Genomic DNA, 26657 nt, shown 5'->3' with positions numbered 1-26657 from the left:
CCGCACCGCTGATCCCCCCGCAGGACTTGGGCGCAAGCCGCTGAAACTTTTGCGCCGGGCCACAGGTCACCTGAACATCACTTGCGAGTAGACGACGATGGCCCGGGCAATCTGGAAAGGCGCAATCAGTTTTGGCTTGGTGCACATCCCTGTGGCACTGGTCTCGGCCACCTCGTCCCAAGGGGTGGATTTCGACTGGCTCGACAGCCGCAGCATGGACCCGGTGGGCTACAAGCGCGTCAACAAAGTCACCGGCAAGGAAGTCACCAAGGAACACATCGTCAAAGGCGTGGCCTACGAAAAAGGTCGTTACGTGGTACTCAGCGAAGAGGAAATTCGCTCGGCGCACCCGCTGTCGACCCAGACCATCGACATCTTCGCCTTTGTCGACAGCGAGCAGATCCCGCTGCAAAACATCGACACACCCTACTACTTGGCGCCGGACAAACGCGGTGGCAAGGTTTATGCGCTGCTGCGTGAAACCCTGAGCAAAACCAACAAAGTCGCCCTCGCCCATGTCGTGCTGCACACCCGCCAGCACTTGGCGGCGTTGATGCCGCTGGAGTCAGCCATGGTGTTGGTGATGCTGCGCTGGCCAGCGGAAGTGCGCAGCCTGGACGAACTGGCGCTGGGCAGTGAAGTGACCGAACCCGAATTGGCAAAAGGTGAACTGGAGATGGCCAAGCGGCTGGTGGAAGACATGAGCGCCGACTGGAAACCCGAGGATTACCGCGACAGCTTCGAAGACAAGATCATGGCCCTGGTCGAGAAGAAGGCCCATGAAGGCAAGATCGAAGACGTCGAGAGCACCAGCGGCGAAGAGGAACGCAAAACCGCCGATGTTATCGATTTGACCGAACTGCTTAAGCGCAGCCTCGGCGGCAAGGCAGCCGCCAAACCGGCAGCCAAACCCCGCAAAGCCGCCGCCAAACCGGCCCCGGCGAAAAAAGCCACAAAGAGCTCTCGCGGCTGACGGCCCGCGATACTCGCAACACAAGGTAGTCCGCCATGGCTAAACCGGTGAGTGAATACACGCGCAAACGCAACTTCGAGATCACCTCGGAACCGCCCGAATCGGCACCGGCCAAACGAGGCAAAAAAGCCGCCTCGGCCCTGCGCTTTGTTATTCAGAAGCACGATGCGCGCAATCTGCATTACGACTTTCGCCTGGAACTCGATGGCACCCTGAAAAGCTGGGCGGTGCCCAAAGGCCCGAGCCTGGACCCGACGCAAAAGCGCCTCGCGGTGCATGTCGAAGACCATCCCATCAGTTACGGCACCTTCGAGGGCAGCATTCCCGAGGGGCAATACGGTGCGGGGGATGTGATTGTCTGGGATCACGGCGTGTGGCAACCGATTGGCGACCCGCAAGCAACCTACAAGGCCGGCAAGCTGAAATTCACCCTGATCGGTGAAAAGCTCTCCGGCGACTGGGCGCTGGTGCGCACTCACCTGCGCGGCAGTGGCGACAAGGAACAATGGTTACTGATCAAGGAGAAGGATCAACAGGCACGGCCAATCAGCGAGTTTGACGTGGTCGCCGAACTGCCAAAAAGCGTATTGAGTGATGCAACCGTGGGCGACAAAACGCCCAAAAAAACCGCGAAAAAGCCCAAAGCCGCCAAACCCGAACCGGCAACCCTACCCAAAGAGTTCAGCCCGCAATTGGCTACGCTGATGGACAAAGCCCCGGCCGGCGACTGGCGCTATGAAATCAAATTCGACGGCTACCGCATCCTCGCGCGCATAGACAACGGCGAAGTGCGGCTGTTGACCCGCAATGGCCACGACTGGACGGCCAAGCTGCCGCTGCAGGCCAAAGCGCTGGCCGAGATGAAGCTCGACGGCAGTTGGCTGGATGGCGAGGTGGTGGTGCTGAACGACAAAGGCTTTCCGGACTTTCAGGCGCTGCAGAACGCGTTCGAGATCGGTCGCTCTGTAGACATCGTTTATTTCGTATTCGATGCGCCGTTCCTCCACGGCGTGGATCAGCGTGAGTTGCCGGTGGAGGATCGCCGGGCCGCGCTGAAAAAAGCCCTGGGGCGCAAGTCGCGGCAGGTGTTGCGCTTCTCCGAGGCTTTCACGGCGAACCACCAGGACATCGTCGAGAGCGCGTGTGCGTTATCGCTGGAAGGCGTGATCGGCAAGCGCGCTGGCAGCCCTTATGTATCACGACGCAGTCCCGACTGGATCAAGCTCAAATGCCGTTTGCGCCAGGAATTCGTGATCATCGGTTATACGCAGCCTCAAGGTTCGCGCAGCGGTTTCGGCGCCCTGTTGCTGGGCGTCTACGACGATAAAGGTCTGGTGTATGCCGGGCGGGTTGGTACCGGGTTCAATCAGGCCAACTTGAAACTGTTTCATGGGCAGTTGCAGAAGATCGAGCGCAAGACCTCACCCTTGGCCAAACCATTGACGGCCGCTCAGGCTCGGGGCGTTCACTGGGTCGAGCCAACGCTGGTGTGCGAGGTCGAGTTTGCCGAATGGACCCGCGAAGGTGTGGTCCGGCAAGCAGCATTTATCGCCATGCGCACCGACAAACCGGCGACAGAGATTGTTCGTGAACAGCCACAATCCCCCAAGGCGAACAAACCCGTGAGCGAAAAGAAAACCAGCAGCAAGGACAGCACCGTCGTCGGGGTGAAGATTACTCACCCCGATCGTGTGATCGACAAGGACAGCGGCACACAGAAACTTGAATTGGTGCAGTTTTACGCAAGTATCAGCCAGTGGATCCTGCCGTATCTGCGTAACCGACCGGTTTCACTATTACGGGCCCCGGAAGGTGTCGACGGCGAACAGTTCTTCCAGAAGCACGCCGAACGCCTGGCGATCCCCAACATCAAGCACCTGGACCCGAACATCGACCTGGGGCATGCACGCCTGATGGAGATCGACAGTGTCCAGGCGCTGATCGGTGCCGCGCAAATGGGCGCCATCGAGCTGCATACCTGGGGCGCGACCCATGACAAGATCGAAACGCCCGACCTGTTTGTGCTCGACCTCGACCCCGATCCGGCGCTGCCCTGGAAAAGCATGGTCGAGGCGACGCAACTGACCCTGTCGGTGCTCGACGAAATCGGCCTCGAAGCCTTTCTGAAAACCAGTGGCGGCAAGGGCATGCACATCATTGTGCCGCTGGCACGCAAGGAGGATTGGGACACGGTCAAGGGTTTCGCCAAAGCCATCGCCCAGTTTATGGCGCAGCAGTTGCCGGAACGGATCACCGCGACCATGGGCCCGAAAAACCGCGTCGGCAAGATCTTCGTCGACTACCTGCGCAACACCCGCGGGGCCAGTACCGTGGCGGCGTATTCAGTGCGGGCGCGGCCAGGGTTGCCGGTGTCAGTGCCGATTGCGCGGGAGGAATTGACGGCGCTGCATGGCTCGCAGGAATGGACGGTGGCCAATTTGCTGGAGCGGTTGGAAGGGTTGAAAGGTGATCCGTGGGCGGGGTATGCCAATCGGCAGAAGATAACGGCGAAGATGTGGAAGCAGTTGGGGGGCAAGAAGCCGTAGGTCTTGTGTTGAATTTACCGGCCTCTTCGCGGGCAAGCCTCGCTCCTACAAGTGTGGGAGCATAGCTTACTCGCGATGGCGTCCTCAGATCAGAACGAAAACCGCCAACAACCCACCAAAAATTGCCCACTTCTCAAAGTAGTAACGGGCACGGTTGCGCTTTTTCAGCTCCTTGCCCCGCAGACGAACCTTGTAGATTTTGGTGAACAAGCGATTGATGCCGCCAGTCTTGTCGCCCGCATCATTCGGCGCGCCCGCCGCCGACATCACGTTACGGCTGAACCAGGCATTGAACGCCGCCGCCCAGCGGTATTTCATCGGCCGTTCGACGTCACAGAACAGGATGATGCGGTTCTGGTCGGTGGTGTTTTCGGCGTAATGAATAAACGTCTCGTCGAACATCACCGCTTCACCGTCGCGCCAGTGATAGTTCTCACCGTCGACGTTGATGTAGCACCCGGCATCGTTCGGTGTTTCCAGGCCCAAGTGATAGCGATAAGAACCGGCATACGGGTCGCGATGGCGCACCAGTTTGGAACCCGGTGGCAGTTCGGCGAACATCGCCGCCTTGATCGAGCCGATGCTTTGCACCAGTTCGGTGGTACGCGGGCAGAGTTTCTCGGCCGAAGGGTGGCTGTCGCCGTACCACTTGAGGTAGAAACGCTTCCAGCCGCTCTTGAAGAACGAGTTGAAACCCACATCGTCGTATTGATTCGAGCGCTTGATCTCCCCGGCCCGGAGCAGGTTCTGGCCTTCAGCGCGAATTTCTTCCCAGTGTGCCTGCAGCGGACTCAGGTCCGGAAAGTCAGCCGGGTTGAGGTACGGTTTGCTCGTAAGTTTGGAGAACATATAAAGGAAGCAATTGATCGGCGCCAGAAACGTCGAGTGGTCGCTCAGTTGGCGACCGAGTTTGTGGCGCACGCGCCCACGCAGGTGAACGTACGCGATGGAGACAACATAAATAGCGGCAATGATGATTTTCACGGCAATCGTCACACGTCAGAAGTGAACAAACTGCGCTGCCGGCCAAGCGGTCTGGCGCAGTGTCTGAATACGAAACAGCGTTCCCGGTGGCACGTCCTTGAGCCCATGCCGACAGTGGCATTGGGTGAATAGATGGCATTTTAGCCACGGTTTGTAACAAATAGTTAGCATCCAGATGTGAAAATCTGTCCGCTGATGCCACCAAAGTACCCGCACGGCCTCAACGCCCTATCGTTTAAAGAGCCAGACCAGTACAATCGCCGCCAAACATTACGCGCCCCCCTTGGTTGATGACGGGAATGAACCCCGCCTCAGCGCACTTCGACTCGGGCCAAGCGCTCCATTGCTGCTGTCCACTTATTGCCAGATGGACCTTCCGCTTCTGACCGGGATGCATTTCCCGTGGATTGGATACCGGAACCGGGTACTGAATCGGTACTGCCGCACCCCTAGCTACTCTGAATGCTTCGCAGGAAAAACCTTTGATTTCTACAGCTAACATCACGATGCAGTTCGGCGCCAAGCCGTTATTCGAGAACGTTTCGGTCAAATTCGCCGCGGGCAACCGCTACGGCCTGATCGGCGCCAACGGTTGCGGCAAGTCGACCTTCATGAAAATCCTCGGTGACGATCTCGAGCCGTCCGGCGGCCAGGTCATGCTCGAGCCGAATGTGCGTCTGGGTAAATTGCGCCAGGACCAGTTCGCCTACGAAGAATTCACCGTGATCGACACCGTGATCATGGGTCACGAAGAGCTGTGGAAGGTCAAGGCCGAGCGCGATCGCATCTACTCGCTGCCGGAAATGACCGAAGCAGACGGCATGGCCGTGGCCGAGCTGGAAACCGAGTTCGCTGAAATGGACGGCTACACCGCCGAATCCCGTGCCGGCGAACTGTTGCTGGGCCTGGGTATCGGCATCGAGCAACACTTCGGCCCGATGAGCGAAGTTTCCCCAGGCTGGAAACTGCGCGTATTGCTGGCTCAGGCGTTGTTCTCCGATCCTGAAGTGCTGTTGCTCGACGAACCGACCAACCACTTGGACATCAACACCATTCGCTGGCTGGAAAACATTCTGACCCAGCGCTCCAGCCTGATGATCATCATCTCTCACGACCGTCACTTCCTGAACAGCGTGTGCACCCACATGGCTGACCTGGATTACGGCGAGCTGCGTCTGTTCCCGGGCAACTACGACGAGTACATGACCGTGGCGACCCAGTCCCGCGAGCAACTGCTGTCGGACAACGCCAAGAAGAAAGCACAGATTTCCGAGCTGCAATCGTTCGTCAGCCGCTTCTCGGCCAACGCCTCGAAAGCCAAGCAAGCCACCTCCCGCGCCAAGGCGATCGACAAGATCCAACTGGCCGAGGTCAAGCCTTCGAGCCGTGTGAGCCCGTTCATTCGCTTCGAACAAACCAAGAAGCTGCACCGTCAAGCGGTCATCGTCGACCAAATGGCCAAAGGCTTCGACGGCAAGACGCTGTTCAAGGACTTCAGCTTCGTTGTTGAAGCCGGCGAACGCGTGGCGATCATCGGCCCGAACGGTATCGGTAAGACCACCCTGCTGCGCACCCTGGTCAACGAACTGACCCCGGATGCCGGCACCGTGAAGTGGACCGACGCTGCGGAACTGGGCTACTACGCCCAGGACCACGCGCACGACTTCGAAGACGACTGCAACCTGTTCGACTGGATGGGCCAATGGACTCAGGGCGGCGAGCAAATCGTTCGCGGCACCCTCGGCCGGATGCTGTTCTCCAACGATGAGATCCTCAAGTCGGTCAAGGTCATCTCCGGTGGTGAGCAAGGTCGCATGCTGTTTGGCAAGCTGATCCTGCAAAAGCCGAACGTGCTGATCATGGACGAACCGACCAACCACTTGGACATGGAATCCATCGAGGCACTGAACCTGGCGCTGGAGAACTATCCGGGCACGCTGATCTTCGTCAGCCACGACCGTGAGTTCGTATCGTCTTTGGCTACTCGTATTATCGAGTTGAGCCCAAGCGGCGTGATCGACTTCAGCGGTACTTATGATGATTACCTGCGTAGCCAGGGCGTCGTGTTCTAAGTAGCTGCTTGAAATGAAAAGCCCTGTCCTGGTGACGGGGCTTTTTTTGCGCTGATCGTTCCCATGCTCCGCGTCACTAGTGTCCGGTAAACATGTTTCAAAGCTGAAGGTTGCCCTGGGCAGCCTTTAGTTTTTCTTGTTCCTGCCTTCGTCGGTCTTTGAATTCTTGGGTAGCGGGCCGTTCATGCAGGACATGTGCAATCCGCACCGTCAGCTCAAACAACGAGCCGGGAAACCCTGAGCGACGGTGAAAAAGGTGCAGTAACAAGTAGCTGATCAAAGCACTGTAAATCTGCAGGCGAACGGCATTTTCGGAGAAGGCATAGAACCGCTTGAGTTTCAGATGTTGCTTGATCCACTTGAAAAACAACTCGATCTTCCAGCGATTCTTGTACAAACCCGCGATTTCTTCAGCTGTTCTGGCAAAGTCGTTGGTCACCAGGATTAACGGTGTCACGTGCCCTTCGCGTTCAATCACGACACGTCTTACTGGTTCGTCTCGATAGTCATTCACACGTTTGCCACCCAGACGTTTTTTGCCGAACTGAACGACCTCATCACTCATGACCGGGCTTTGTTCGGCAACGGTTGAGTGCTCGTGCAGCACCTCGTAGTTGGCATTTTTCTTAAACCGAGTGACGAAATAAGCACCTTTGCTCTGCAACTGGTACCACCAGTTGTAATCGCAGTAACCTTTGTCAAAGACATAAGTCATGCCGGCCTGAATCGGCATATTCAGCGCATCGCTCATGTCGTTGACGTTGGCGGGGGTAATGTTCACGTACACCGGGGCCAACTGAGCCAGATCCAACCCTACGTGTACCTTGAGGCCTTGTGTGATGCGGGTTTTAGTTGCGGCAGTCCAGTCATCAAAGTGAGGTCCACGCAAGGTAATCGAAGTGGAATCAATCAGACTAACCATGGCGCCGACTTCCTTGCGCTGTTGACGGCCGACACCGCGCAACAGGTTCTCACAGAGGTCTTGGAACGGCCGGTAATCACGTTTGTTCAACGCATCTGACAGGGTCGAGCGGGCAATGGGGCCGGCTTGGAGATGGTAGCTATGCGCAGCCAGCGTTTCGGAGAAAGTCGCCAATGACCGCAGGCTTAAGGCTTGGGTTACATGGCCGCTGACCAGTGTTACCAGCAATTGCCAGGATGTGCAGCGTTTGACGTAGCGATCCGCCTGGTACTTTTCGGTGGATTGCTGGAAGGACGGGCGAGGGATCGCACTGAGCAGTTGGGCTAAACGGGTGCTGGAGAACATGAGTCAAAATCGAGTCTGAAAAATCCGATTATGACTGAAGTCCGCCAACAGCAAGGGGGAGCAAGCTCCCCCTTCAGTTTTTACCGGACACTAGTGATGCTCCGCGTGGGAATGCAGCCCGGGACGCTCTGCGTCCCAAAAGCCGAACGCGGAGCGTCCGTTGAGGCATTCCCACGCGGAGCGTGGGAACGATCTGGACGGAGAATATAGTTAGCCTGCTTCCTTTTATTCCCAGCCCACGCCATGATGCTGTTCTCCCACCGCCGCCCGCGAACGAGCCCTCATGTCTGCGCAGCAACTGCCCCCGCAAAGCGCTATGGCGATCACCCTGCAGATCGTCTCCATCGTCTTCTATACCTTTATTGCCTTCCTCTGCATCGGCCTGCCGATTGCGGTGTTGCCGGGGTATGTCCATGAACAGCTGGGTTTCAGCGCGATCATCGCGGGGCTGACCATCGGCTGCCAATACCTGGCCACCCTGCTCAGCCGTCCGATGGCCGGGCGCATGTCGGACAGCATCGGTACCAAGCGGGCGATTGTTTATGGCTTATCGGGGATTGTGTTGAGCGGTCTGCTGACCTTGCTGTCGACCTTGCTGCAAAGCTTGCCGATGCTGAGTCTGATGATCCTGATTGCCGGCCGGTTGCTGCTGGGGATCGCCCAGGGTTTGATCGGCGTCGGCACCATCAGTTGGTGCATGGGCCAGGTCGGCGCCGAGCACACCGCGCGCTCGATTTCCTGGAACGGCATCGCATCCTATGGCGCCATCGCGATTGGTGCACCGCTGGGGGTGGTGATGGTCGACGATTACGGTTTTGAAAGCCTGGGGATTGTCCTGTCGCTACTGGCCCTGGGGGCGCTGTTGCTGATCCGCAACAAGCCATCGGTGCCGGTAATTCGTGGCGAACGCCTGCCGTTCTGGGCGGTGTTCGGGCGTATCGCCCCGTTCGGCGCGAGCTTGAGCCTGGCATCGATCGGCTACGGCACCCTGACCACGTTTATTACCCTGTATTACCTCAATCGCGGCTGGAACGGTGCGGCGTATTGCCTGACGGTGTTCGGGGTCTGTTTCATCCTGTCGCGGCTGTTGTTCATTTCCAGCATCAGCCGATTCGGCGGCTTCACCTCGGCCATTGCTTGCATGACCATCGAGACCGTGGGCCTGGTGCTGCTGTGGCTGGCGCCGTCCACCGGTTACGCGTTGATCGGCGCTGGCCTGACCGGATTCGGCCTGTCGCTGGTGTATCCGGCGCTGGGGGTCGAGGCGATCAAGCAGGTGCCCAACTCCAGTCGAGGTGCCGGGTTGAGTGCTTATGCGGTGTTTTTTGACTTGGCGCTGGCGATTGCCGGGCCGCTGATGGGCGCGGTGGCGTTGAACCTGGGGTATTCGTGGATTTTCTTCTGCGCGGCGTTGTTGTCGGTGACCGGGCTCGGTTTGACGCTTCTACTGAAACGCCGCGCGATGGTCTGATGCTCCTACAAGGGGGCGCGCCAGTCTTATTGATCTGCCGTCTGCATTCCCGCCCGACTCGGTTTGCCGAGCGCATGGGAGAAGAACCGCCCCGCCTCCGAGATCAGGTTGCGGTGAATGTCTTCGCGATCCACGCCATCAGCATCGGTGCACAGCGCCGGCATAGCGATGATCTGCTCTTCATTGCACGGCGCCATGAACACGAAGTGCCCTGCCCCAGCCAGCAACTTGAAGTCCGGCGCAATCGGCAGTTTGCGCGCCAGCGCGGCGGCGTTTTTGTCGAAGGCCACCAGTTTGTCGCCGTCGCCGCTGTACAGCAGCACCGGCACATGCACATCCGCCAGGGTATGGCGGCCGAACTTCAGGCTTAGCGGCGCCATCAACAACAAGGCATGGACCCGCGGGTCGGCGACGGGCTGCAAGTCGTCACGGTCGACAATCAGCTCGCCCTGGGTGTTGCAGGCATCGCGGTCGTCCGGGCGTTCCTGGCAATAGCGGCGCAGACGATCCAGGTCTGGCGTGGCGCCGGACAGGATCAACGCCGTTTCGCCACCCGCCGAGTAACCAATCACCCCCACTTGATCGGCGTTGACGAACGGCGCCAGCATGGCATCGCCCAGCGTCGCGGTAATGGCTTCGGAAATTTGCAGGGGGCGACCGTACAGGTTGCTCAAGGTGTTGAGCCGGCTGTGATCCTTGGAGTTGTCGCCGGGATGGATCACCGCCACCACCACAAACCCTTTACTTGCCAGCGAGGTGGCGAGGTCGTGCAAGGCCAGCGGGGTGCCGACGTTGCCATGGGACAGCATCAGCATCGGGAAACGACCGATGGCGACGCGGGCATCTTCACTCGCGTCGACGGTGTAGCCCTCGAGTTTACTGGTGTGTTCTTTATCGCTGGACGGATAAAAGGCAATGGCGCGCATCGGCTGCAAGTCCAGCGGATCGAGGAACGTCATCTCGTGGTAGCCGACGCTCCAGTGCGCATGCAACCCAGGCGCGGCGTGCACTGAATTCAGGCTGCTGAGCAGGCATATCAGTAACGTTGCACAAAGACGCACCATGGGATGCCCCACCTTTGATACTCGACTGAAAAGCCCGTACTGCTCCGACAAGCGGAGAACGCGGCCTTGTGCCAGTGTTTGCGGCCACCAAGGTCATTGCGCAACGGGGACGTTAACCCTCGACTGCATAACCTGGGCCACAAACATAAAAAACTGTTAAAAACAAAAAAACTCTGTAACTGATCATTACCGTGATCAGAATACAGAGTTTTTCGGATATTGCCTGAGCTGTTTAGTATTTTTTACGCAAGCCTTACAAAGGCTTTATGCCGCAGCGAACAGTTGCTCGCTGATTTGCGTGTGTGCATCGGTCATGGCTTTGGTGCGCACTTCGTCACCGTAGGCCAGGCCATGGGCGCGAACGAACTCAATATCAGTGACGCCCAGAAAACCGAACAGCACTTTCAAGTAATCTTCGTGAGCAACACCCGTCGCCTGACCCACGTGCAGACCGCCGGAAGTCGAAACGATCACGACTTTCTTGCCACCGCACAGGCCTTCAGGGCCGGCTTCGGTGTAGCGGAAGGTCTGGCCGGCAACGGCGATGCGGTCGATCCATGCTTTCAATTGGGTCGGAATGGTGAAGTTGTACATCGGCGCGGCAATCACCACGGCGTCCGCGGCGAGGAATTCTGCCAGGGTCGAAGCGCTCAGTTCGGCTTCGTGCTGTTGTGCAGCGTTGCGCAGTTCGGCAGTCGTACCAGCGGCAACCAGGGTAGTGGCGGAAAAATGGCTGATGGCATCAGCGGCCAGGTCACGGTAAGTCACGACGGCCGAAGCGTCAGCGGCTTGCCAGGCTTGGACTACTTCGCCGCTCAACAGACGGGAAGCCGAGTTGTCACCCAAAATGCTCGAATCGATATGCAACAGTTTCATATAAGGATCTCCAGGTGAGGATCGCCACCGGGCGATCTGATGGGGTTGATCCTACAGATGAATCTAATAGGTGATTAGCCCGCAACAATGCGATAGTTCGTCTCACTGATAGAACAATCGAGTTCAGACCATGCAAGACCTTAACGACCTCTACTATTTCGCCAAAGTCGTCGAAGCCGGTGGTTTCGCGGCGGCCGGGCGGTTGCTGGGGATTCCCAAGTCGCGGCTGTCGCGGCGCATCGCCGAGCTGGAAGAGCGCCTGGGCGCGCGCCTGCTGCAACGCACTACCCGCCAACTCAAGCTGACCGCCGTGGGTGAACGCTACTTGCGCCACTGTCAGGCGATGTTGCTGGAAGCGGAGATGGCCGACGAAGCGGTGGCCAGCATGTCCAGCGAACCCCGAGGGCGACTAAGGGTGTCCTGCCCGGTGGGTTTGGCCAATCAAATATTGCCGACGATCATCAGCGACTTTCTCGAGAAATACCCGCAGGTCCAGCTGGAGGTGATGCTGGTCAACCGCCGGGTCGATCTGGTCACAGAAGGAGTCGATGTCGCCCTGCGAGTACGCGAACTTGGCGATGAAGATCCGTTGCTGGTCACCCGACGACTGCGTCAGGCGCAGACACTAATGGTCGCCAGTCCCGCCTTCCTGCACGGCCGGGAAATCAACCATCCGGAAGACCTCAAGGGTTTACCGGTGCTCGGGGCGCTGGAGCCCGACCGCATGGTGCATTTCCGCATGCTCGATCAACAGGGTAAAAGCTATGACCTGGCGCTGGAGGCACGGCTGGGCATCGACGACTTTATCGTGCGCCGGGCCTGTGCCCTCGCTGGGCAGGGTTTTACGGTTCTGCCCATGATGTATTGCGAGTCGGAGTTGGCGGACGGCTCTTTGATCCAACTGCTGCCCGACTGGTCGATGCCTGGCGGCTGGTTGCAAGCGGTCTACCCTCATCGGCGCGGGGTGATGCCGGCCGTGCGCGCCTGGCTCGACCATTTGATCGAATCATTCAATGCCTGTGGGGACCGATTGATATGAAGGCTGGACGCATGAGCGAAGCCGATGTCGCGCAGTTTTGCCTGGGGCTGCCCGGTGCGCGGGAGGATTACAAATGGGGTGGCGTGCGGGTGTTTTCGATTGCCGGCAACAAGATGTTCGCGTTGCAGAACCTGCGGGGCGAGTCCCTGGCGTTCAAGGTCGACAAGGACCTGTTTCTCGGTCATTGCGACCGACCGGGCATTCACCCGGCGCCGTACCTGGCCCGGGCGCAATGGATCATCATGCAGACGCCCTACCCGCTGGGCGCCGAAGAACTGAAAGCGCTGCTGCAACGCTCCCACCAACTGGTGGTGAGCAAGTTGCCCAAGCGCACTCAGGCCGGACTAATGCTGCCGTAACGCTACCTGTAGCAGCTGTCGAGCACCGCGAGGCAGCGTTCGGCAACGCGGTGCTTCAGGAAAATCTCGTGCGCAGATTTTACGACTGCTTCGCAGCCGAACGCTGCCTCGCAGTGCTCGACAGCTGCTACAGGAGACGTGTGTGTTCTTTAGAAGAAGGCCAGCAGGTTCGCGCCGAGGAACAGCTGGTCGATCCAGAACACTTGATGCATTAACACGATCAGCCAGAACACCAACTGAAACGAGACTTTGCGGGTCTTGTGCCGAAACACTTGCTGGGCCAACAAAGCGCCCGGCCAGCCGCCGGCCAGTTCCACCGCGTGCAAGACGTTTTCCGGCGTGCGCCAGGTGTCGGCGCGGGCCTTGCGCTTGTCGCTCCAGTACAGGAAAAACGCCACCACGCTGACAACCCCGTAGGCCGCCAACGGAATCACTGACACCGCGCGCAGCCACAACGTCAGCGAACCATACAGCGGCAGCGCGCAGAGGGCGGCGAATACCAGCAGTTTCAGGCGTGGATGCTGGATTCGCCCCCCGGACGGGCGCCCGGGGTTGTTCCGCTCGCTGGAATCACTCATGGCTTGGCGGCAGCCCAATCGACCCAACCGAACTGCCATGTCGCCAGGATCACCAGGCCAAACGCAATGCGATACCAGGCAAACGCCGCATAGCTGTGGGTGGCAATGAACTTGAGCAGCCCCTTGACCGCGATCATCGCAAAGATAAACGCGGTGACGAAGCCGATGGCGAACACTGGAAAGTCGGCCGGCACGAACAGATGGCGGTACTTGAACCCCGAATACACCGCCGCCGCGACCATGGTCGGCATCGCCAGGAAGAACGAGAACTCCGTCGCGGTTTTACGCGACAGCCCGAACAGCAGGCCACCGATGATTGTCGAGCCAGAACGCGAGGTTCCCGGGATCATCGCCAGGCACTGGGCGAAGCCGACTTTCAGCGCGTCTTGCCACGTGATGTCGTCGACCGTTTCAGCGTGTACTTCATGCTGACGCTTCTCGGCCCACAACATGACAATCCCGCCGACGACCAGCGCCGCTGCCACCGTGATCGGGTTGAACAGGTAGTGGTGAATCAAATCGGAAAATATCACCCCCAGCACCACGGCCGGCATGAAGGCAATCAGCAGGTTCGCGGTAAAGCGCCGTGCGCTTGGCTGAGTCGGCAAGCCGACGACCACGTCGAGGATTTTGCGGCGGAACTCCCAGACCACCGCAAGAATCGCCCCCAACTGGATAATGATGTTGAATGCAATCGCCCGTTCACCACCGAAGTTGAGCAAATCCGCGACGATAATCTGGTGTCCGGTACTCGAAATGGGCAAAAACTCCGTCAGCCCTTCTACAACTCCTAGTATCAGTGCCTGAAAGGCCGTCCAAAGATCCATCAATCCCCCAAAGGCATTGCGCTAAGGCATGCCCCATTAATATTTTTAATACGTTCACTGCGCTCAGCGTAGCTGAAGTTGCGCGCGCACAGGATCTCTACAAAACCGTAAAAATCCCGTGAAAAATCAACTTGGATTCAGGTTTTTCTGTGCGAGGCCGAAATCCTATCAGACAAGCCCCGTTTACACCGCCGTGTAATTGGACTTGGGTCGGATATGCCCGATCAGCAAAGTGTGGTTGGATGCTGGCGATCGTTTATTACAAGAAAAAGAATCTGGAGTGACAGCGTTATGAACAGCTTACGCAGTGTGTCGATCAGCCGACGCTTGTGGCTCATCTTGATCGTGGCCATCGTGATGTTATTGACGTTGGGCATGCTGATGCTCAAACAGATTCACGACGACCTGTACCACGCCAAGGCGCAAAAAACCCAGCACGTAGTGCAGACCGCCAGTGGCATCCTGAACTACTACCACGACCTGGAAACCGCCGGCACCCTCACCCGCGAAGCAGCGCAGAAACAGGCACTGACCGTAGTTCGCGGCCTGCGCTATGACCAGAACGATTATTTCTGGATCAACGACCTGACGCCGGTGATGATCATGCACCCGGCCAACCCGAAACTCGAAGGCCAGAACCTGTCGGCGATCCGCGACCCGGACGGCTTTGCGCTGTTCAACGAGATGGTCATCATCGCCAAGGCCAAGGGCGCCGGCATGGTCGATTACCGTTGGCCGAAACCGGGCGCCAATGCGCCGGTGGAAAAAACCTCCTACGTCAAACTGTTCGAGCCTTGGGGCTGGATTATCGGTTCCGGGGTGTACATCGATGACATGCAGGCCGAGTTCTACGGCCAAGTCTGGAAAGCCTCGTTCATCGGTCTGGCGATTGCGCTGATTATGGCGTTGCTGGTGATCATGATTGCCCGCAGCATCGTGCGACCGTTGCAGGAGACCGTGAACGCCATGGCCAACATTGCCAGCGGCGAAAGTGACCTGACCCGCAGCCTCGACACCCATGGCCAGGACGAAGTCACGCAATTGGCGCACCACTTCAATGGCTTCACCGCCAAGCTGCGCCTGGTGATCAGCCAGTTGCAGGTGTCGGCCAGCGCCCTGGGCCAGTCGTCCAGCGACCTGGGCAATGACGCCGCGCAGGCCCAGCAACGCAGCCAGCAACAGTCCCAGCAAATGGAACTGGTGGCGACCGCGATCAACGAAGTGACCTACGGCGTGCAGGATGTGGCCAAGAACGCCGAGCACGCGGCCAGCGAAATGCGTGACGCCGAGTCCCAGGCGCAGCAAGGCCAGGTCAACATCGATGGCAGCTTGCAGCAGATCGACAAGCTCTCGGGCACGATTGATCAAGCGGTCGAAGTGATTCGCACCCTGGCCGCCGAAAGTACCCAGATCGGCAGCGTGCTGGAAGTGATTCGCTCGATTGCCGAGCAAACCAACCTGCTGGCGCTCAACGCGGCCATCGAAGCGGCCCGGGCCGGCGAGCAAGGGCGCGGGTTTGCAGTGGTGGCCGATGAAGTTCGCCTGCTGGCTCAGCGCACGCAGAAGTCCACGGCGGAAATCCAGGCGATGATCGAACGCCTGCAAAACCACTCCGAAGCAGCGGTCAAGGTGATCAGTGACAGCAGCCGCGCGTCGCAACTGACCATCGAGCAAGCCGGGCTGGCCGGTGCGAGCCTGAGCGCCATCGGCCAGGCCTTGCGCAACCTCAACGGGCTGAACGCCTCGATCGCCAGCGCCACCCTGCAACAGGCTCACGTAGTGGAAGACATCAACCAGAACGTCACTCAGGCAGCCGGGTTGTCCCACAGCACGGCACTGGCGGCCGAGCAGTCGAGTTTGGCCAGCGTTCACCTCAAGGAATTGAGTGAACAGTTGAATGGGTTGCTGAAGCAATTCCGCGTGTAACGGATCTCTGTAGCAGCTGTCGAGCACCGCGAGGCAGCGTTCGGCGGCGCAGCCGTCGCAAAATCAGCCACCGCGGTGTTTCAGGCGCACCGCGATTGCAGGGTTTACGACGGCTTCGCCGCCGAACGCTGCCTCGCGCTGCTCGACAGCTGCTACGTGGGTTTGCGCTGGTCGGTCCTGCGGCTACAATCGCCTCCCTCTTCGACTTCCCCAAGGAACCCCCATGTCCGGGCTTGAACTGTTTGCTGCCGCCCTCGGCGTGATCGCCGTCTGGCTGACGGTCAAACAGAACCCCTGGTGCTGGCCGATCGGACTGGTGATGGTGCTGCTTTACAGCTGGATCTTCTTCGAGGTGAAGCTGTATTCGGACATGTTGCTGCAGGTGATCTACGCCGCGCTGCAACTCTATGGCTGGTGGCAGTGGACCCGGGCCGGCGCTGCCCATGACGGCCGGCAAGTGAGTGCACTGGGTGCCCGCTCGATCATGCTCGGGCTGGCTGTGGGCGCCATCGGCAGTTTGCTGCTGGGCGCTGCCATGGCCCATTGGACCGATGCCGCGCAACCCTGGCTCGACGCTGCGTTGACCGGTTTCAGCCTGGTGGCGCAGTTATGGATGGCGCAAAAACGCGTGCAATGCTGGCCGCTGTGGATCGTCCTCGATGTGATCTTTGTCAGCCTGTTCATCTATAAAGGCCTGTACCTGACCGCCACTCTCTACGGCTTGTTCGCCCTGATCGCCGTGCAAGGCTGGCGCGAATGGCGCGCTGATCCGGCGTTGCACACATGAAAGTGTTGGTGCTGACAGGCCCGGAATCCAGCGGCAAAAGCTGGCTTTCGAGTGAAATTCAGGCCCATTTTGGCGGCCTGTTGGTCGGTGAGTACGTTCGGCATTTTATCGACAGCGAAGCCCGCGAGACCCGTTACGATGACATTACTTGCATCGCTCTTGGCCAGTTGGCCTGGGAAGATGAAGCACGGGCCAAACTACCGTCATTGTTGATTCTCGATACGCACCTCTTGAGCAATATCCTTTGGAGTCGCACGTTGTTTGGTGCTTGCCCGACTTGGATCGAGCAAGCATTGCTGGCACGGCAGTACGACCTGCATTTGCTGCTGAGCCCTGAAACCGTAGCCTGGCATGACGACGGGCAGCGTTGCCAACCGCAACTGGCAGAACGCCAAGCTTTTTTCCAGGCCAGCCACGAATGGCTTGAGCTGCACCGCCAGCCATATCAGGTACTGCAAGGTGACTGGCAACAACGCAAGGACGCGGCATTCGAGGTTGTGACACGCTTGCTCGAGGCCTGACAGGGGGGGCGACCGCCCTGCCGCAAGTGTCCATTCCTGAAACACCCCCTCCTGAGCACAACCGCGAGCTAAAGCGGTCCGTGCACTTCAGAACGAAAATGTTAAGCCGCTGATACAACCTGCTTTTCAGCGCTCTAGCGAGCAAGGCCGCCCGCATTGACGGCGTACTTGCGTGGCTCTGTCTCAGCGGCGTTACAGAATTTTTTTGACTGTCTCGAAAATTAAAGTCAACTCACTGTTTTTAAAAGAAAAACAAAAAGCGGCACACCTTCTGCTCTCTTCCTCGCAACGCTGATAAGGGCCGGCGTTTCATCACAGAAGGAATTGCCGCCGTGGGGAAATTCGATAAACACATCTATAGCCTCCTGCTGATCGGATGCGCATTGGGCTCAAGTGTCTGCCTGCCTGTCCACGCTGACAACGGCATCATTACTATCAAACGTGATGTCCAAACGCGCAACGCAACGATTCCGCCGCTGATCCCCGACCCCAACCCCACGACCGTCAATGCCAACCCGTCCAAACAAATCCTCAATCAAACGAGCGAGTTGAGCGACGGCGACTTTGCCGGTGTCGCCAGTGGTGCAGGCATCAGTCAACTGGTGACTCAAAACACCAACAACCTGGGCGGCAATATCAGCAACCAGACCCAACTTTCCAACCTCCCCGCTGGACGTTCGGGAAACTCGGGAAACGGCATTGCCAACATGGTCAATTCGAACGTCCAGCAAGGCCTGGGTGCTCTCAAAATCATAACGGGAGACCGTTAGCATGAATCGTTCGCTGCTGATTATCGCCATGTTTTGCAGTGCATCGACCTTTGCCCAACCTCCCGTCATCAATAACGCCTACATCGACGGTTCGGGCACGCAATACCAAGGCAACCTCTCAGTCAACCAGGCGGCGGGCGACCAGCAGCAACAGGCCAACGCCCGGGCCATCGCCATCGGCAACAACGCCAGTGCATCCACACAAATTCGCCAACGGCTGCGTTCCCACGTGGACCCCCGCATCGATGCTCGATCCAGCATTCAAGGCGACTCCTTCAGCCACGGCAACGGCGTCCTTGGCGTCAACCAAAGCTCGGGCGCCAGCAATCAGCAGGCCAATGCCCTGCGGATAAGCATCAGTACACAGCCGCAAACTATCGACGACAGCGTCCTCATGCAACAGAACGTGGCGCTGATCAACAACTCCGATCCAACTGACTCTGCACAAGGCTATCGCCAGGTAGCTACCAGCGACCAGGCCTTCACCGGTAGCCGTGGGGTAATCCAGTTGAATCAGAGCGCCGGGGTGGGAAACCGAACGGCCAACACCGTGAGCGTACGGGTCGCGGATTGACCCAAAACAGGTAAAAACAACACTTAACCTAAAACAAGTACGGAGAATCACCATGAAACCTTCGATGGCAATCAAGCCTCTGGTTTTCGCAATTGCTGCGGTCATGGCTGTTGCTGTACAAGCTGGGCAAAACGATCGTAATAATGGCCACCACAACGGCGGCCATAATAACGGCGGTCAACACACTCCTCCTCCAACAAAGATCCCTGTTTACGCGACTGCCAATGCCTGGGATAACCAGAGCAGTACTGGCAACCGCATCCGTAATGAAGGGACAGTCAACGAAGCCGAGATGACAAGCTCTGCTACAGGCACCAGCGGCAACGTCGGCGTCAACGTGGCTGCCGGTAACGGCAACCAACAAGACAACGCCGCCGCCATCGCAAACGCTGCTTCAGACTCCAGTCTCGATAACAGCTTCGTGTTCGGCACTGCCTCCGCCACCGCCAGCGTCAAGCAATACAGCAACAACAACCGTGTCGACAACTACGGCAGCACATCCTCAGCCGTGATGAGCGGATCGGGTAACAGCGGCAGCGGCAACATGGGCATCAACATTGCTGGCGGCGACCTTAACCAACAGAAAAACACCATGGCAATTGCCAACACCAGTGCTCCACTCGGTAACGCAATCGCCACCGCCTCCGCCGATCAACAAGGTCCTGGGCTGACGGTGAACAACAACGCCGATCGGACGTATCGTGTGGATACGATCACCGTTACCAACTCGGCCAGCGGTAGTTTCTCTAAAGATAAGTCGTTTGAGGCGAGCGGAAGTAAAAGCGCTTCTTCGAGTTGGGACGCTGCCGGTTCCAAAAGCTATAACGCCAGCGGTTCAAAAAGCGTTGATATAAGCGGTTCTAACAGCAGCAATGCGAGCGGCTCTAACAGCAGTAATGCGAGCGGCTCTAACAGCAGTAGTGCAAGCGGTTCTTCGAGCGCTTCTTTGAGTGCTTCCTTGAGCGCTACGTTGGACGCTGCTGCGGCGGCTTCCAGCTCCACTACCGTCAATAATGGCTGGGGCGACCGCACCCGCAGCAGGTCTTCCGACGCATCGCTTAACGCATCGCTCGACGCAACGCTTGATGTATCGATAGACAAATCGTATGACAAATCGCACGACTCCTCGTACGACAAATCGCGCGATTCCTCGTACGACAGATCGCGCGATTCGTCGTTCGAAAAATCGTACGATAAATCGTACTCGAAGTCGTCTGACTCCTCGTACGAAAAATCGGGCAGTAAATCGTCCGAGTCTGCGTACGACAAAGCGAAAAGCTACAGTGAAAGCAGCTCTTATGATTTGAGCAACACCTACTCCTATCAAGTGCTGACTCCAACTGGCTGGGCCAACCCTGTAACCAACACTGCAACCCTGAGCGGTTCGGTGAATGGCGGCAGTGGCAACCTGGGCGTCAACGTAGCTGCTGGTGTGGGTAACCAACAAAGCAACTCGCTGGCCATTTCCAACCAATCGTTCTGATGGCTGTCTCTGGAGGCCCCCTGACGGGGGCCTTTTTCAACATAACCAGAGGGCGCCCCATCATGCGCATTATCGCCTTGGCATTTTTGCTTTGCGTGGCCAGCGTGATCGAGGCTGCACAAATGCCGCTTTCCGTCCTGCCGGGCGGCGCGGTTGTGTATAAGCCAATCCAGAGCGTTCGCGAGCGTAAATTTGCCGATCTGGTGCAACAGAAAACCGACTTCAGTTGCGGCGCAGCTGCGCTGGCGACCATCTTGCGCCAGGCCTATTGGCTGGACGTGAATGAAGAACAAATCATCGAAGGCATGCTGGCGCACTCCGATCAAGATCTTGTCCGTGTCCAGGGCTTCTCCATGCTCGACATGAAGCGTTACGTGGAAAGCATCGGCATGCGGGCCCGTGGTTACCGGGTAGCGCCGGAAACGTTGAGCGATATCAGAATTCCGGTGGTGGTACTCATGGATATCCGTGGCTACAAACATTTTGTGGTCATGCAAAAAATCCATAACGGCTGGGTATATATCGGAGATCCGGTACTCGGCCATAAACGTTACAAAGTCGACGATTTTGTCAAAGGCTGGAACGGCATCATCTTTGCCATCATCGGCAAGGGCTACGACAAAACCAATGCGCTGCTCGACCCACCCTTGCCGCTGACCGCCAAGAGCCGCATAAACGCCTTCAGCCCGGTGCAAGACGCAGAGTTAATGGATTTCGGATTCATCCAAAGCGACTTCTTCTAATGATAAGGAGCATGAAGCTCCGGGAGCATCCAATGAAGACTCCAATCTGGCTGGCCATGGTTTGCCTGGCCGCCAGTCTGCCGACCCAGGCACAGACGTTCAAACCCATCGAACTGAAGGATCAGGAACTGGCGACTCTGCGAGGCCGCTATGTCATGCCGGGACGGATTGTCAGTTTCGGCATTGTCATGACCAGCACTTGGCAAAATGCCAACGGTGACATGATCGGGGCGACTTCCTCGATGAAAATCCAGCAATCGACCATCAAGCCGCAGTTCTATGTGTCGATGATCGACGAAAAACCTACTGGCTCAACGCGTTCGCAAGGCTCCGGCGCAGTCACAGGTACAGGCACCGTCACTGGCGGCAACGGTCTCAACACCACCGAAGGCGTCACTCAAGTCGTGCGCGCTGCCGGCGACAACAACACGGCCTACAACAATGTTGATATCAACGTCGCAAAGGCTAGCCAAGTCGACCAGGCCCCCGCAACGCAACCACAGGGCCAGGCATTGACCGCAGGCTCGACGCTGGTCGGCAACAATGGTGCGGGCTCGCTCAGCGTTTCCTCGACCAGTACGGGGGTGCAACTCAACATCGTGGCTAACAACAACCAGGGCAGCACCGTACAACGCCTGGCCCAGGGTGGACTGATGCAGAACACGACGTTGCTCGGCAATAGCAACCAGGTCCGCAACCTCACATCCTTCAATGTCGTGCTGCGTGACAACGTGCCGACAGCCGGCTCCGTGAGCGGCAATCTGGACCAGCTCAAAGGTCTTCGCACTATCGGATTCTGATCTACGCTCAGTCTCATCAGATTTCATCAGAAGGGACGGCTTACCCATGCACCGATCGTTAACGTTCAGAGCTATGGTCTGTTTGAGTAGCCTGACCCCGGCGACACTGCTATACGCAGCACCGGACCCTCAGGTCGAAGCACTAAAACAAGAACTCACGGAGTTGAAACAGCGTTACGAAGCACAACAGAACGCGCTGATGGTACTCGAGCAACGTGTTCGCCAAGTAGAAGAAGCACCTGCGACACCAGCTCCCAAACGCCTGACAAAATCCCCCGCCGAAACGGTCAAGGGTGGCCAGACGGTGGCCGCCGGGGCACCCGGAACCACCGGCAGTTCATACGGCCAATCGCTCAAGGATGATTCGGAGCCTGCGCAAAGCGTCTCCAACCTGTATGACGAAGCCAGCGGCTTCTTCGGTGGCGGCAAGTTCAGCCTCGAAACCGGCGTGACCTACACGCACTACGATACCCGTGCATTAACGCTCAACGGCTTCCTGGCACTGGACTCGATTTTTCTCGGCAACATCAACCTCGACCGCATCAAGGCCGACAACTGGACCCTGGACCTGACCGCCCGCTACAACGTGGCACAACGTTGGCAATTCGACATTAACGTCCCCGTGGTTTATCGCGAGTCAACGTATTCTTCCGGTGGCGCCGGTGGCGCAGGCCCGGTGACGTCGGACGCAACCGTTACCCGGGACCCAACCATCGGCGATGTGAACGTCGGCGTTGCGTACAAGTTTCTGGATGAGTCGGCCAACTGGCCCGACGCGGTCGCTACACTGCGCGTCAAGGCACCGACCGGTAAGGACCCTTACGGCATCAAGCTGGTCGAAGACCCGACCAACGACAACCTCGCGGTGCCCGAGGACTTGCCTACCGGTAATGGTATCTGGTCGATCACCCCGGGTATTTCGCTGGTCAAGACTTTCGACCCGGCCGTACTGTTCGGCACCTTGTCCTACACCTACAACATGCAAGACTCTTTCAGCGACATCAGCCCTCAGGTCGGCTCCAAGGTCAAAGGGGATGTGAAACTGGGTGATTCCTGGCAGGTCGGCGCCGGCATTGCATTCGCCTTGAACGAGAAGATGAGTATGTCGTTCTCATTCACCGATCAGTTCGCCCGCAAGAGCAAGATCAAGCCAGACGGTGGCGATTGGCAATCGATCTCCAACAGCGATTACAACTCGGCCAACTTCAACATTGGCATGACCCTGGCCGCTACGGATAACCTGACGATCGTGCCCAACCTGGCCATTGGCCTGACCGACGACTCACCTGACTTTTCCTTCAGCCTGAAATTCCCGTACTACTTCTGATCCGCAACAGTAAAGCCCCGCTGCGACTTCAATCGCAACGGGGCTTTTTTTGTGTGGATCATTAAAAGATCGCAGCCTCGTTTCACTCGACAGCGCCTACGCGCCTACGAGTGAAACGAGGCTGCGATCTTTTGATCTTTCTAACGAATCTGATGCTTGTGCAACAAACGGTAGAACGTGGGCCTGGATATCCCCAGCACCTTGGCGGCGATGCTCAAATTATCGCTATGGCGGTTAAGTACATCGCACAAGGCCTGGCGTTCAGCGCGGGTCTTGTAGTCTTCCAGCGTGCCCATCGGCGCGGCAATGGTCTGCTGGCTGATCAGCCCCAGGTCTCGCGCTTCGATCTGCCGGCCTTCGGCCAGTACCAACCCGCGACGCACCCGGTTGGCCAGCTCGCGAACATTGCCCGGCCAGTCATGCTTGCCCATGGCGATCAGCGCGTCTTCGCTGAAACTGCGCGGGCGGCGACCGGTTTCATGGCTGTAGAAGTGGGCAAAGTGATTGGCCAGCATCGATAAGTCACCATGGCGCTCACGCAGTGGCGCGGTGACGACTTGCAGAACGTTGAGGCGGTAGTACAAATCTTCGCGAAAGCGTTTTTTCTCGATGGCCGCCTCAAGGTCGACGTGCGTCGCCGCCAATACCCGCACATCCACCGGAATCTGCTGGCTGCCGCCGACATGCTCGATGTGTTTTTCCTGTAGGAAGCGCAGCAAATTGGCTTGCAACTCCAGCGGCAGGTCACCGATCTCATCGAGAAACAGAGTGCCGCCGTTCGCCGCTTCGATCCGCCCGACCTTGCGCTGGTGCGCGCCGGTGAAGGCGCCTTTCTCGTGGCCAAACAATTCGGACTGGATCAGATGTTCGGGAATCGCGCCGCAGTTGATCGCCACAAAGGGTTTGCTGTGGCGCTGGGATTGTCGGTGCAGGGTGCGGGCGACCAACTCCTTGCCGGTGCCGCTTTCACCACGGATCAACACCGGCGACTCGGTGGGCGCCAGTTTGCTCAGCAGCTTGCGCAGTTCGCGGATCGGCTTGCTGTCACCGAGCAACTCGTGTTCCGGCTGATCGATATGAATCGTGCCTTGCCCGCGCAGCCGCGCCATGCCGAACGCCCGCCCCAGAGTCACCTGGACCCGGGACACATCGAACGGCAACGTATGGAAGTCGAAAAACCATTCGCACACAAAGTCCCCGACGTTCTGCAATCGCAGGACTTCCTGGTTGAGCACGGCGATCCATTCGGTGCCACTGCGGCTGATCAGTTCCTTGACGGCTTCGGGACGTTCCAGGTGGAAAGGCTGTAATCGCAAAAGGCCAACATCGCAGGTTCGGTCGGCGGCGTTTTCCAGCGTACAGCTGTCAACATCCCACCCCACAGAACGCAAACCTGGCAAAAGACGATGGCAATCGTCGCAAGGATCAACCACTAACAGACGTCGTAAGGCAGGCGCTTCGATCATGACTGTTCCTTGGCGCCAAATTTAAGGAAATATTATTAAAAACAGTCATTTGGCGGACCTGGCTGTAACATTAGCAAGAATTTGACAGGGGCTTGTATCGTTTGACTATAGGAGCCTTAACTAATTAGTTATAAGAAGGTGTTTTGTTAGTTGCCTAACGACTTGAACCTTTCATTCCGCTTTCAAACTCTGCCTGAACATTGAGTATATGAAAGAAAGTTGAATTTTCTTTGGATTGTGTGTGACCCAACCCCCTACTGAGGGCATCAGTACAAGTAACCAGCCGAACGGTAAGCCCAACCGACGGCAGATCACTTGATTGGGCATACAGAGAGAAGATCCCATGACCGCCCCGCTCCGTATCAACGAAGCTCTTTTGATTGCCAAACACGCATTCGAACCATTTCAATGCGTGGCCTGGGCTCCACAAGAAGGCAACGGCGAACTCAGCCTGAGTGTCATCGATCGCACCAATAACCGCGTCGGCCGCGCGCAGATCCCATGCAGCGCTTATTCCGACCCGGTACAACTTGAACTTTTGCTGGAACAGGCTCGTAAAGCGTTGAGCGAAGATGGCTACACGCTACAGTCGTGGTCCATGCCGCATTAATTAAAGATCAAAAGATCGCAACCTTCGGCAGCGCCTACAGGGATCCGAATTCCAATGTAGGCGCTGCCGAAAGCTGCGATTTTTTGCTTTAAGGAACTTGGCCAGCTAATCGGTGGTTCCAAAAGACACTGTTCTGGCACAAAGCGACCCTCCGCTTGTTAGTTATGACAGTTGTGCGTCCAGCCATTCAGGGATTGAATGTTTTGCACGCGCAGTCACCCTCCCGGCCACCGGGATCAGGTCGACTGGCAAGGAGATGCGTGCATGCCAACCCAGACCGCTTTCGCCCGCCCTGCCACCTTGAATCAAGCCGGACATCTCGATCCGGATTTTGCTGCCGCCGGTAAAACCCAAGTGTATTTCGCTGGCAGTTCCTCAAGCATGGCCAACGGTATCGCCATCGACGCGGATGACCGTCTGCTGGTCGCGGCCAAAGTCGGCACCCATGGCGGCAGCCGCTTCGGCCTGGCCCGTCTGCTGGAGGATGGCTCGGCGGATCTGGGCTTTGGTAATCAGGGCAGCCTGATCAGCCAATTCGCACTGGGTTTCGAGGCCATGGGCAGCAAGGTTCGCGTCCTGCCCTGCGGCTCCATTCTGTTAGCTGGTTTGCACTACGAAAACGCGCATCGCACCTTACCCGCGCTGGCGCTGTTCGACCCCAATGGCCAACCGGTTCGAAGCTTTGGCGACAATGGCCGCCTGGTGGTGCGGTTACCGGGCGATCTGTCTCTGGGTTTGCGTGACGACTGGTTGCCACCCGGTGTGCCAGGCGCCGAGGCCTGCGATATCTGCGTGCAGGATGACGGTCGAATCCTGCTGCTGGCCAATCATCATTTCGAACTGGCCGATCACGTCGGCCTGCTGATTCGTCTTAACGTCGACGGCACACTGGATAGCAATTTCAACGACCGCGGTTTCGTCGTGGTCAGGCATCTGATGATGAATACCTGGCTCAACAGCCTGATGGTGCAACGGGACGGGCGAATCCTGGCCGGCGGCGCGATCAATTTCCCCGAAGAAGGATTGCTCGCGCGCTACCACGCCGACGGCACGCGGGACGACACCTTCGCCTTGGATGGCTTTATGACCTTCAAGGCGCAGGGACGCAGCGCGCAGGTCAGCCAGATCGTCCAGCAGGCCAATGGCGACTTGCACTGCTTTGGTAGCAGCCGCGACCCGATGCACTGCCTGTCACTGAAAGTACACAGCAACGGCCGCCCGGATAATCATTGCAACGGCGGACAGCCGCAACGCCTGGAAATCGGCCACAGTGGCTGCCAATGGACCGCCGCCCAGGTTCAACCGGATGGCAGCTTGCTGGCCGTCGGGGCCACGATCGGCGGTATCGAAGCCGATTTCATCCTGGCGCGCTATCTGCCACAAGGGCATCTGGATCGCAGCTTTGCCAATGGCATCGGCTGGGTTCGGACGCGTCTGGGCCGCAGTCTGGACACCGCCACCTCCCTGGCGGTGCATGACAACGGCAGAATCGTCGTCGGCGGTTATTCACTGGACGGCAATTACCGCGCGGTGGTGGCGCGATACCTCGCCTAGTATGCGGCGACCCTTGATCTTCCCTTCCCCTTGCGGCAAG

24 protein-coding genes are annotated in these 26657 nt (G+C 58.0%); 17 read left to right on the top strand and 7 right to left on the bottom strand.

The genetic code is table 11. From position 1 onward, the window contains the following. Nucleotides 1-97: 97 nt before the first annotated feature. Both ku and ligD read left to right on the top strand, forming a co-directional pair. Nucleotides 98-973, top strand: a complete 876-nt coding sequence (gene ku, locus ACA071_RS14935; protein ID WP_497645058.1) for a non-homologous end joining protein Ku — start codon at nt 98-100, stop codon at nt 971-973. Between the two features lie 35 nt (nt 974-1008). Further along, the gene (ligD, locus tag ACA071_RS14930) at nt 1009-3519 is read left to right on the top strand and encodes a DNA ligase D (RefSeq protein WP_497645057.1); all 2511 of its coding nucleotides are present in this window, start codon (nt 1009-1011) and stop codon (nt 3517-3519) included. Between the two features lie 84 nt (nt 3520-3603). Here ligD and lpxO read toward each other — a convergent pair whose 3' ends face one another. Further along, entirely contained in the window at nt 3604-4503 is a 900-nt protein-coding gene (lpxO, locus tag ACA071_RS14925) for a lipid A hydroxylase LpxO (RefSeq protein WP_497645056.1), read from the bottom strand. Between the two features lie 482 nt (nt 4504-4985). On the opposite strand from lpxO, the gene ACA071_RS14920 reads away from it, so the two are divergent. Continuing rightward, nucleotides 4986-6575, top strand: coding sequence for an ABC-F family ATPase (locus ACA071_RS14920; protein ID WP_497645055.1), 1590 nt, complete (start codon nt 4986-4988; stop codon nt 6573-6575). Nucleotides 6576-6672: 97 nt separating this feature from the next. Here the strand turns inward: ACA071_RS14920 and ACA071_RS14915 are convergent, their stop codons facing one another. Next, nucleotides 6673-7842, bottom strand: a complete 1170-nt coding sequence (locus ACA071_RS14915) for an IS4 family transposase (protein WP_497641581.1) — start codon at nt 7840-7842, stop codon at nt 6673-6675. A 283-nt stretch (nt 7843-8125) separates the two neighbouring features. Between ACA071_RS14915 and ACA071_RS14910 the strand changes: the two genes are divergently transcribed. Then, nucleotides 8126-9313: an MFS transporter gene (locus ACA071_RS14910; RefSeq protein ID WP_497645054.1), complete on the top strand. Its 1188-nt coding sequence runs from the start codon at nt 8126-8128 to the stop codon at nt 9311-9313. 26 nt (nt 9314-9339) lie between these two features. On the opposite strand, the gene ACA071_RS14905 is transcribed toward ACA071_RS14910, so the two are convergent. Together ACA071_RS14905 and ACA071_RS14900 are read right to left on the bottom strand one after the other, a co-directional pair. After that, a complete protein-coding gene (locus ACA071_RS14905; RefSeq protein WP_497645053.1) occupies nt 9340-10377 on the bottom strand; it encodes an alpha/beta hydrolase family protein in 1038 nt (345 codons plus the stop codon). A 264-nt stretch (nt 10378-10641) separates the two neighbouring features. Beyond that, nucleotides 10642-11253 carry an FMN-dependent NADH-azoreductase gene (locus ACA071_RS14900; RefSeq protein WP_497645052.1) on the bottom strand — a complete coding sequence of 204 codons (612 nt, stop codon included), beginning with the start codon at nt 11251-11253 and terminating at the stop codon, nt 10642-10644. Between the two features lie 130 nt (nt 11254-11383). Here ACA071_RS14900 and ACA071_RS14895 point away from each other — a divergent pair, with 130 nt between their 5' ends. Then, nucleotides 11384-12292 carry a LysR substrate-binding domain-containing protein gene (locus ACA071_RS14895; protein ID WP_497645051.1) on the top strand — a complete coding sequence of 303 codons (909 nt, stop codon included), beginning with the start codon at nt 11384-11386 and terminating at the stop codon, nt 12290-12292. Further along, entirely contained in the window at nt 12289-12651 is a 363-nt protein-coding gene (locus ACA071_RS14890; RefSeq protein ID WP_497645050.1) for an MmcQ/YjbR family DNA-binding protein, read from the top strand. The genes ACA071_RS14895 and ACA071_RS14890 overlap by 4 nt, the downstream gene beginning before the upstream one ends. A 149-nt stretch (nt 12652-12800) precedes the next feature. Here ACA071_RS14890 and ACA071_RS14885 read toward each other — a convergent pair whose 3' ends face one another. Next, nucleotides 12801-13229, bottom strand: coding sequence for a DUF1294 domain-containing protein (locus ACA071_RS14885; RefSeq protein WP_497645049.1), 429 nt, complete (start codon nt 13227-13229; stop codon nt 12801-12803). Then, a complete protein-coding gene (locus ACA071_RS14880; protein ID WP_497645048.1) occupies nt 13226-14056 on the bottom strand; it encodes an undecaprenyl-diphosphate phosphatase in 831 nt (276 codons plus the stop codon). The genes ACA071_RS14885 and ACA071_RS14880 overlap by 4 nt, the downstream gene beginning before the upstream one ends. 291 nt (nt 14057-14347) lie before the next feature. Between ACA071_RS14880 and ACA071_RS14875 the strand changes: the two genes are divergently transcribed. The 9 genes from ACA071_RS14875 (at nt 14348) to fapF (ending at nt 22987) form a co-directional block, all read left to right on the top strand. Next, a complete protein-coding gene (locus tag ACA071_RS14875) occupies nt 14348-15982 on the top strand; it encodes a methyl-accepting chemotaxis protein (RefSeq protein WP_497645047.1) in 1635 nt (544 codons plus the stop codon). 223 nt (nt 15983-16205) lie between these two features. Then, nucleotides 16206-16769: a nicotinamide riboside transporter PnuC gene (gene pnuC, locus ACA071_RS14870; RefSeq protein ID WP_497645046.1), complete on the top strand. Its 564-nt coding sequence runs from the start codon at nt 16206-16208 to the stop codon at nt 16767-16769. Next, nucleotides 16766-17290 carry an AAA family ATPase gene (locus ACA071_RS14865; RefSeq protein WP_497645045.1) on the top strand — a complete coding sequence of 175 codons (525 nt, stop codon included), beginning with the start codon at nt 16766-16768 and terminating at the stop codon, nt 17288-17290. The genes pnuC and ACA071_RS14865 overlap by 4 nt, the downstream gene beginning before the upstream one ends. Before the next feature lie 332 nt (nt 17291-17622). Next, a complete protein-coding gene (gene fapA / locus ACA071_RS14860) occupies nt 17623-18060 on the top strand; it encodes a functional amyloid chaperone FapA (RefSeq protein WP_497645044.1) in 438 nt (145 codons plus the stop codon). A gap of 1 nt (nt 18061) precedes the next feature. Then, nucleotides 18062-18634: a fibril amyloid subunit FapB gene (gene fapB / locus ACA071_RS14855; protein WP_497645043.1), complete on the top strand. Its 573-nt coding sequence runs from the start codon at nt 18062-18064 to the stop codon at nt 18632-18634. Between the two features lie 52 nt (nt 18635-18686). Beyond that, nucleotides 18687-20117 (top strand): amyloid-like fimbrin subunit FapC, encoded by a 1431-nt coding sequence (gene fapC, locus ACA071_RS14850; RefSeq protein ID WP_497645042.1) that lies wholly within the window; start codon nt 18687-18689, stop codon nt 20115-20117. A gap of 62 nt (nt 20118-20179) precedes the next feature. Next, nucleotides 20180-20860, top strand: coding sequence for a fibril amyloid maturation endopeptidase FapD (gene fapD, locus ACA071_RS14845; RefSeq protein ID WP_497645041.1), 681 nt, complete (start codon nt 20180-20182; stop codon nt 20858-20860). Between the two features lie 32 nt (nt 20861-20892). Next, complete coding sequence (gene fapE, locus ACA071_RS14840; RefSeq protein ID WP_497645040.1) at nt 20893-21660, top strand: fibril amyloid subunit FapE; 768 nt, start codon at nt 20893-20895, stop codon at nt 21658-21660. 46 nt (nt 21661-21706) lie between these two features. Continuing rightward, nucleotides 21707-22987, top strand: a complete 1281-nt coding sequence (gene fapF / locus ACA071_RS14835; protein WP_497645039.1) for a fibril amyloid transporter FapF — start codon at nt 21707-21709, stop codon at nt 22985-22987. Nucleotides 22988-23127: 140 nt separating this feature from the next. On the opposite strand, the gene ACA071_RS14830 is transcribed toward fapF, so the two are convergent. Continuing rightward, complete coding sequence (locus ACA071_RS14830; RefSeq protein ID WP_497645038.1) at nt 23128-24453, bottom strand: sigma-54 dependent transcriptional regulator; 1326 nt, start codon at nt 24451-24453, stop codon at nt 23128-23130. Between the two features lie 343 nt (nt 24454-24796). Here ACA071_RS14830 and ACA071_RS14825 point away from each other — a divergent pair, with 343 nt between their 5' ends. Both ACA071_RS14825 and ACA071_RS14820 read left to right on the top strand, forming a co-directional pair. Further along, nucleotides 24797-25063 carry a hypothetical protein gene (locus ACA071_RS14825; protein WP_497645037.1) on the top strand — a complete coding sequence of 89 codons (267 nt, stop codon included), beginning with the start codon at nt 24797-24799 and terminating at the stop codon, nt 25061-25063. 264 nt (nt 25064-25327) lie between these two features. Then, a complete protein-coding gene (locus tag ACA071_RS14820; RefSeq protein ID WP_497645036.1) occupies nt 25328-26617 on the top strand; it encodes an NHL repeat-containing protein in 1290 nt (429 codons plus the stop codon). The last annotated feature ends 40 nt before the right edge of the window (nt 26618-26657 follow it).

It is taken from the genome of Pseudomonas sp. LBUM1646, from assembly GCF_059716165.1.
Note: the sequence above shows the minus strand (reverse complement) of the source record. Positions and strands in the feature narration are given on the sequence as shown.

Excerpts from the sequence above, each read along its gene's own strand:
- ku (WP_497645058.1), top strand. The coding sequence starts at position 98 with ATGGCCCGGGCAATCTGGAAAGGCGCAATCAGTTTTGGCTTGGTGCAC.
- ligD (WP_497645057.1), top strand. The coding sequence starts at position 1,009 with ATGGCTAAACCGGTGAGTGAATACACGCGCAAACGCAACTTCGAGATC.
- ACA071_RS14915 (WP_497641581.1), bottom strand. The coding sequence starts at position 7,842 with ATGTTCTCCAGCACCCGTTTAGCCCAACTGCTCAGTGCGATCCCTCGC.
- ACA071_RS14910 (WP_497645054.1), top strand. The coding sequence starts at position 8,126 with ATGTCTGCGCAGCAACTGCCCCCGCAAAGCGCTATGGCGATCACCCTG.
- ACA071_RS14905 (WP_497645053.1), bottom strand. The coding sequence starts at position 10,377 with ATGGTGCGTCTTTGTGCAACGTTACTGATATGCCTGCTCAGCAGCCTG.
- ACA071_RS14900 (WP_497645052.1), bottom strand. The coding sequence starts at position 11,253 with ATGAAACTGTTGCATATCGATTCGAGCATTTTGGGTGACAACTCGGCT.
- ACA071_RS14895 (WP_497645051.1), top strand. The coding sequence starts at position 11,384 with ATGCAAGACCTTAACGACCTCTACTATTTCGCCAAAGTCGTCGAAGCC.
- ACA071_RS14890 (WP_497645050.1), top strand. The coding sequence starts at position 12,289 with ATGAAGGCTGGACGCATGAGCGAAGCCGATGTCGCGCAGTTTTGCCTG.
- ACA071_RS14885 (WP_497645049.1), bottom strand. The coding sequence starts at position 13,229 with ATGAGTGATTCCAGCGAGCGGAACAACCCCGGGCGCCCGTCCGGGGGG.
- ACA071_RS14880 (WP_497645048.1), bottom strand. The coding sequence starts at position 14,056 with ATGGATCTTTGGACGGCCTTTCAGGCACTGATACTAGGAGTTGTAGAA.
- ACA071_RS14875 (WP_497645047.1), top strand. The coding sequence starts at position 14,348 with ATGAACAGCTTACGCAGTGTGTCGATCAGCCGACGCTTGTGGCTCATC.
- pnuC (WP_497645046.1), top strand. The coding sequence starts at position 16,206 with ATGTCCGGGCTTGAACTGTTTGCTGCCGCCCTCGGCGTGATCGCCGTC.
- ACA071_RS14865 (WP_497645045.1), top strand. The coding sequence starts at position 16,766 with ATGAAAGTGTTGGTGCTGACAGGCCCGGAATCCAGCGGCAAAAGCTGG.
- fapB (WP_497645043.1), top strand. The coding sequence starts at position 18,062 with ATGAATCGTTCGCTGCTGATTATCGCCATGTTTTGCAGTGCATCGACC.
- fapC (WP_497645042.1), top strand. The coding sequence starts at position 18,687 with ATGAAACCTTCGATGGCAATCAAGCCTCTGGTTTTCGCAATTGCTGCG.
- fapD (WP_497645041.1), top strand. The coding sequence starts at position 20,180 with ATGCGCATTATCGCCTTGGCATTTTTGCTTTGCGTGGCCAGCGTGATC.
- fapE (WP_497645040.1), top strand. The coding sequence starts at position 20,893 with ATGAAGACTCCAATCTGGCTGGCCATGGTTTGCCTGGCCGCCAGTCTG.
- fapF (WP_497645039.1), top strand. The coding sequence starts at position 21,707 with ATGCACCGATCGTTAACGTTCAGAGCTATGGTCTGTTTGAGTAGCCTG.
- ACA071_RS14830 (WP_497645038.1), bottom strand. The coding sequence starts at position 24,453 with ATGATCGAAGCGCCTGCCTTACGACGTCTGTTAGTGGTTGATCCTTGC.
- ACA071_RS14825 (WP_497645037.1), top strand. The coding sequence starts at position 24,797 with ATGACCGCCCCGCTCCGTATCAACGAAGCTCTTTTGATTGCCAAACAC.
- ACA071_RS14820 (WP_497645036.1), top strand. The coding sequence starts at position 25,328 with ATGCCAACCCAGACCGCTTTCGCCCGCCCTGCCACCTTGAATCAAGCC.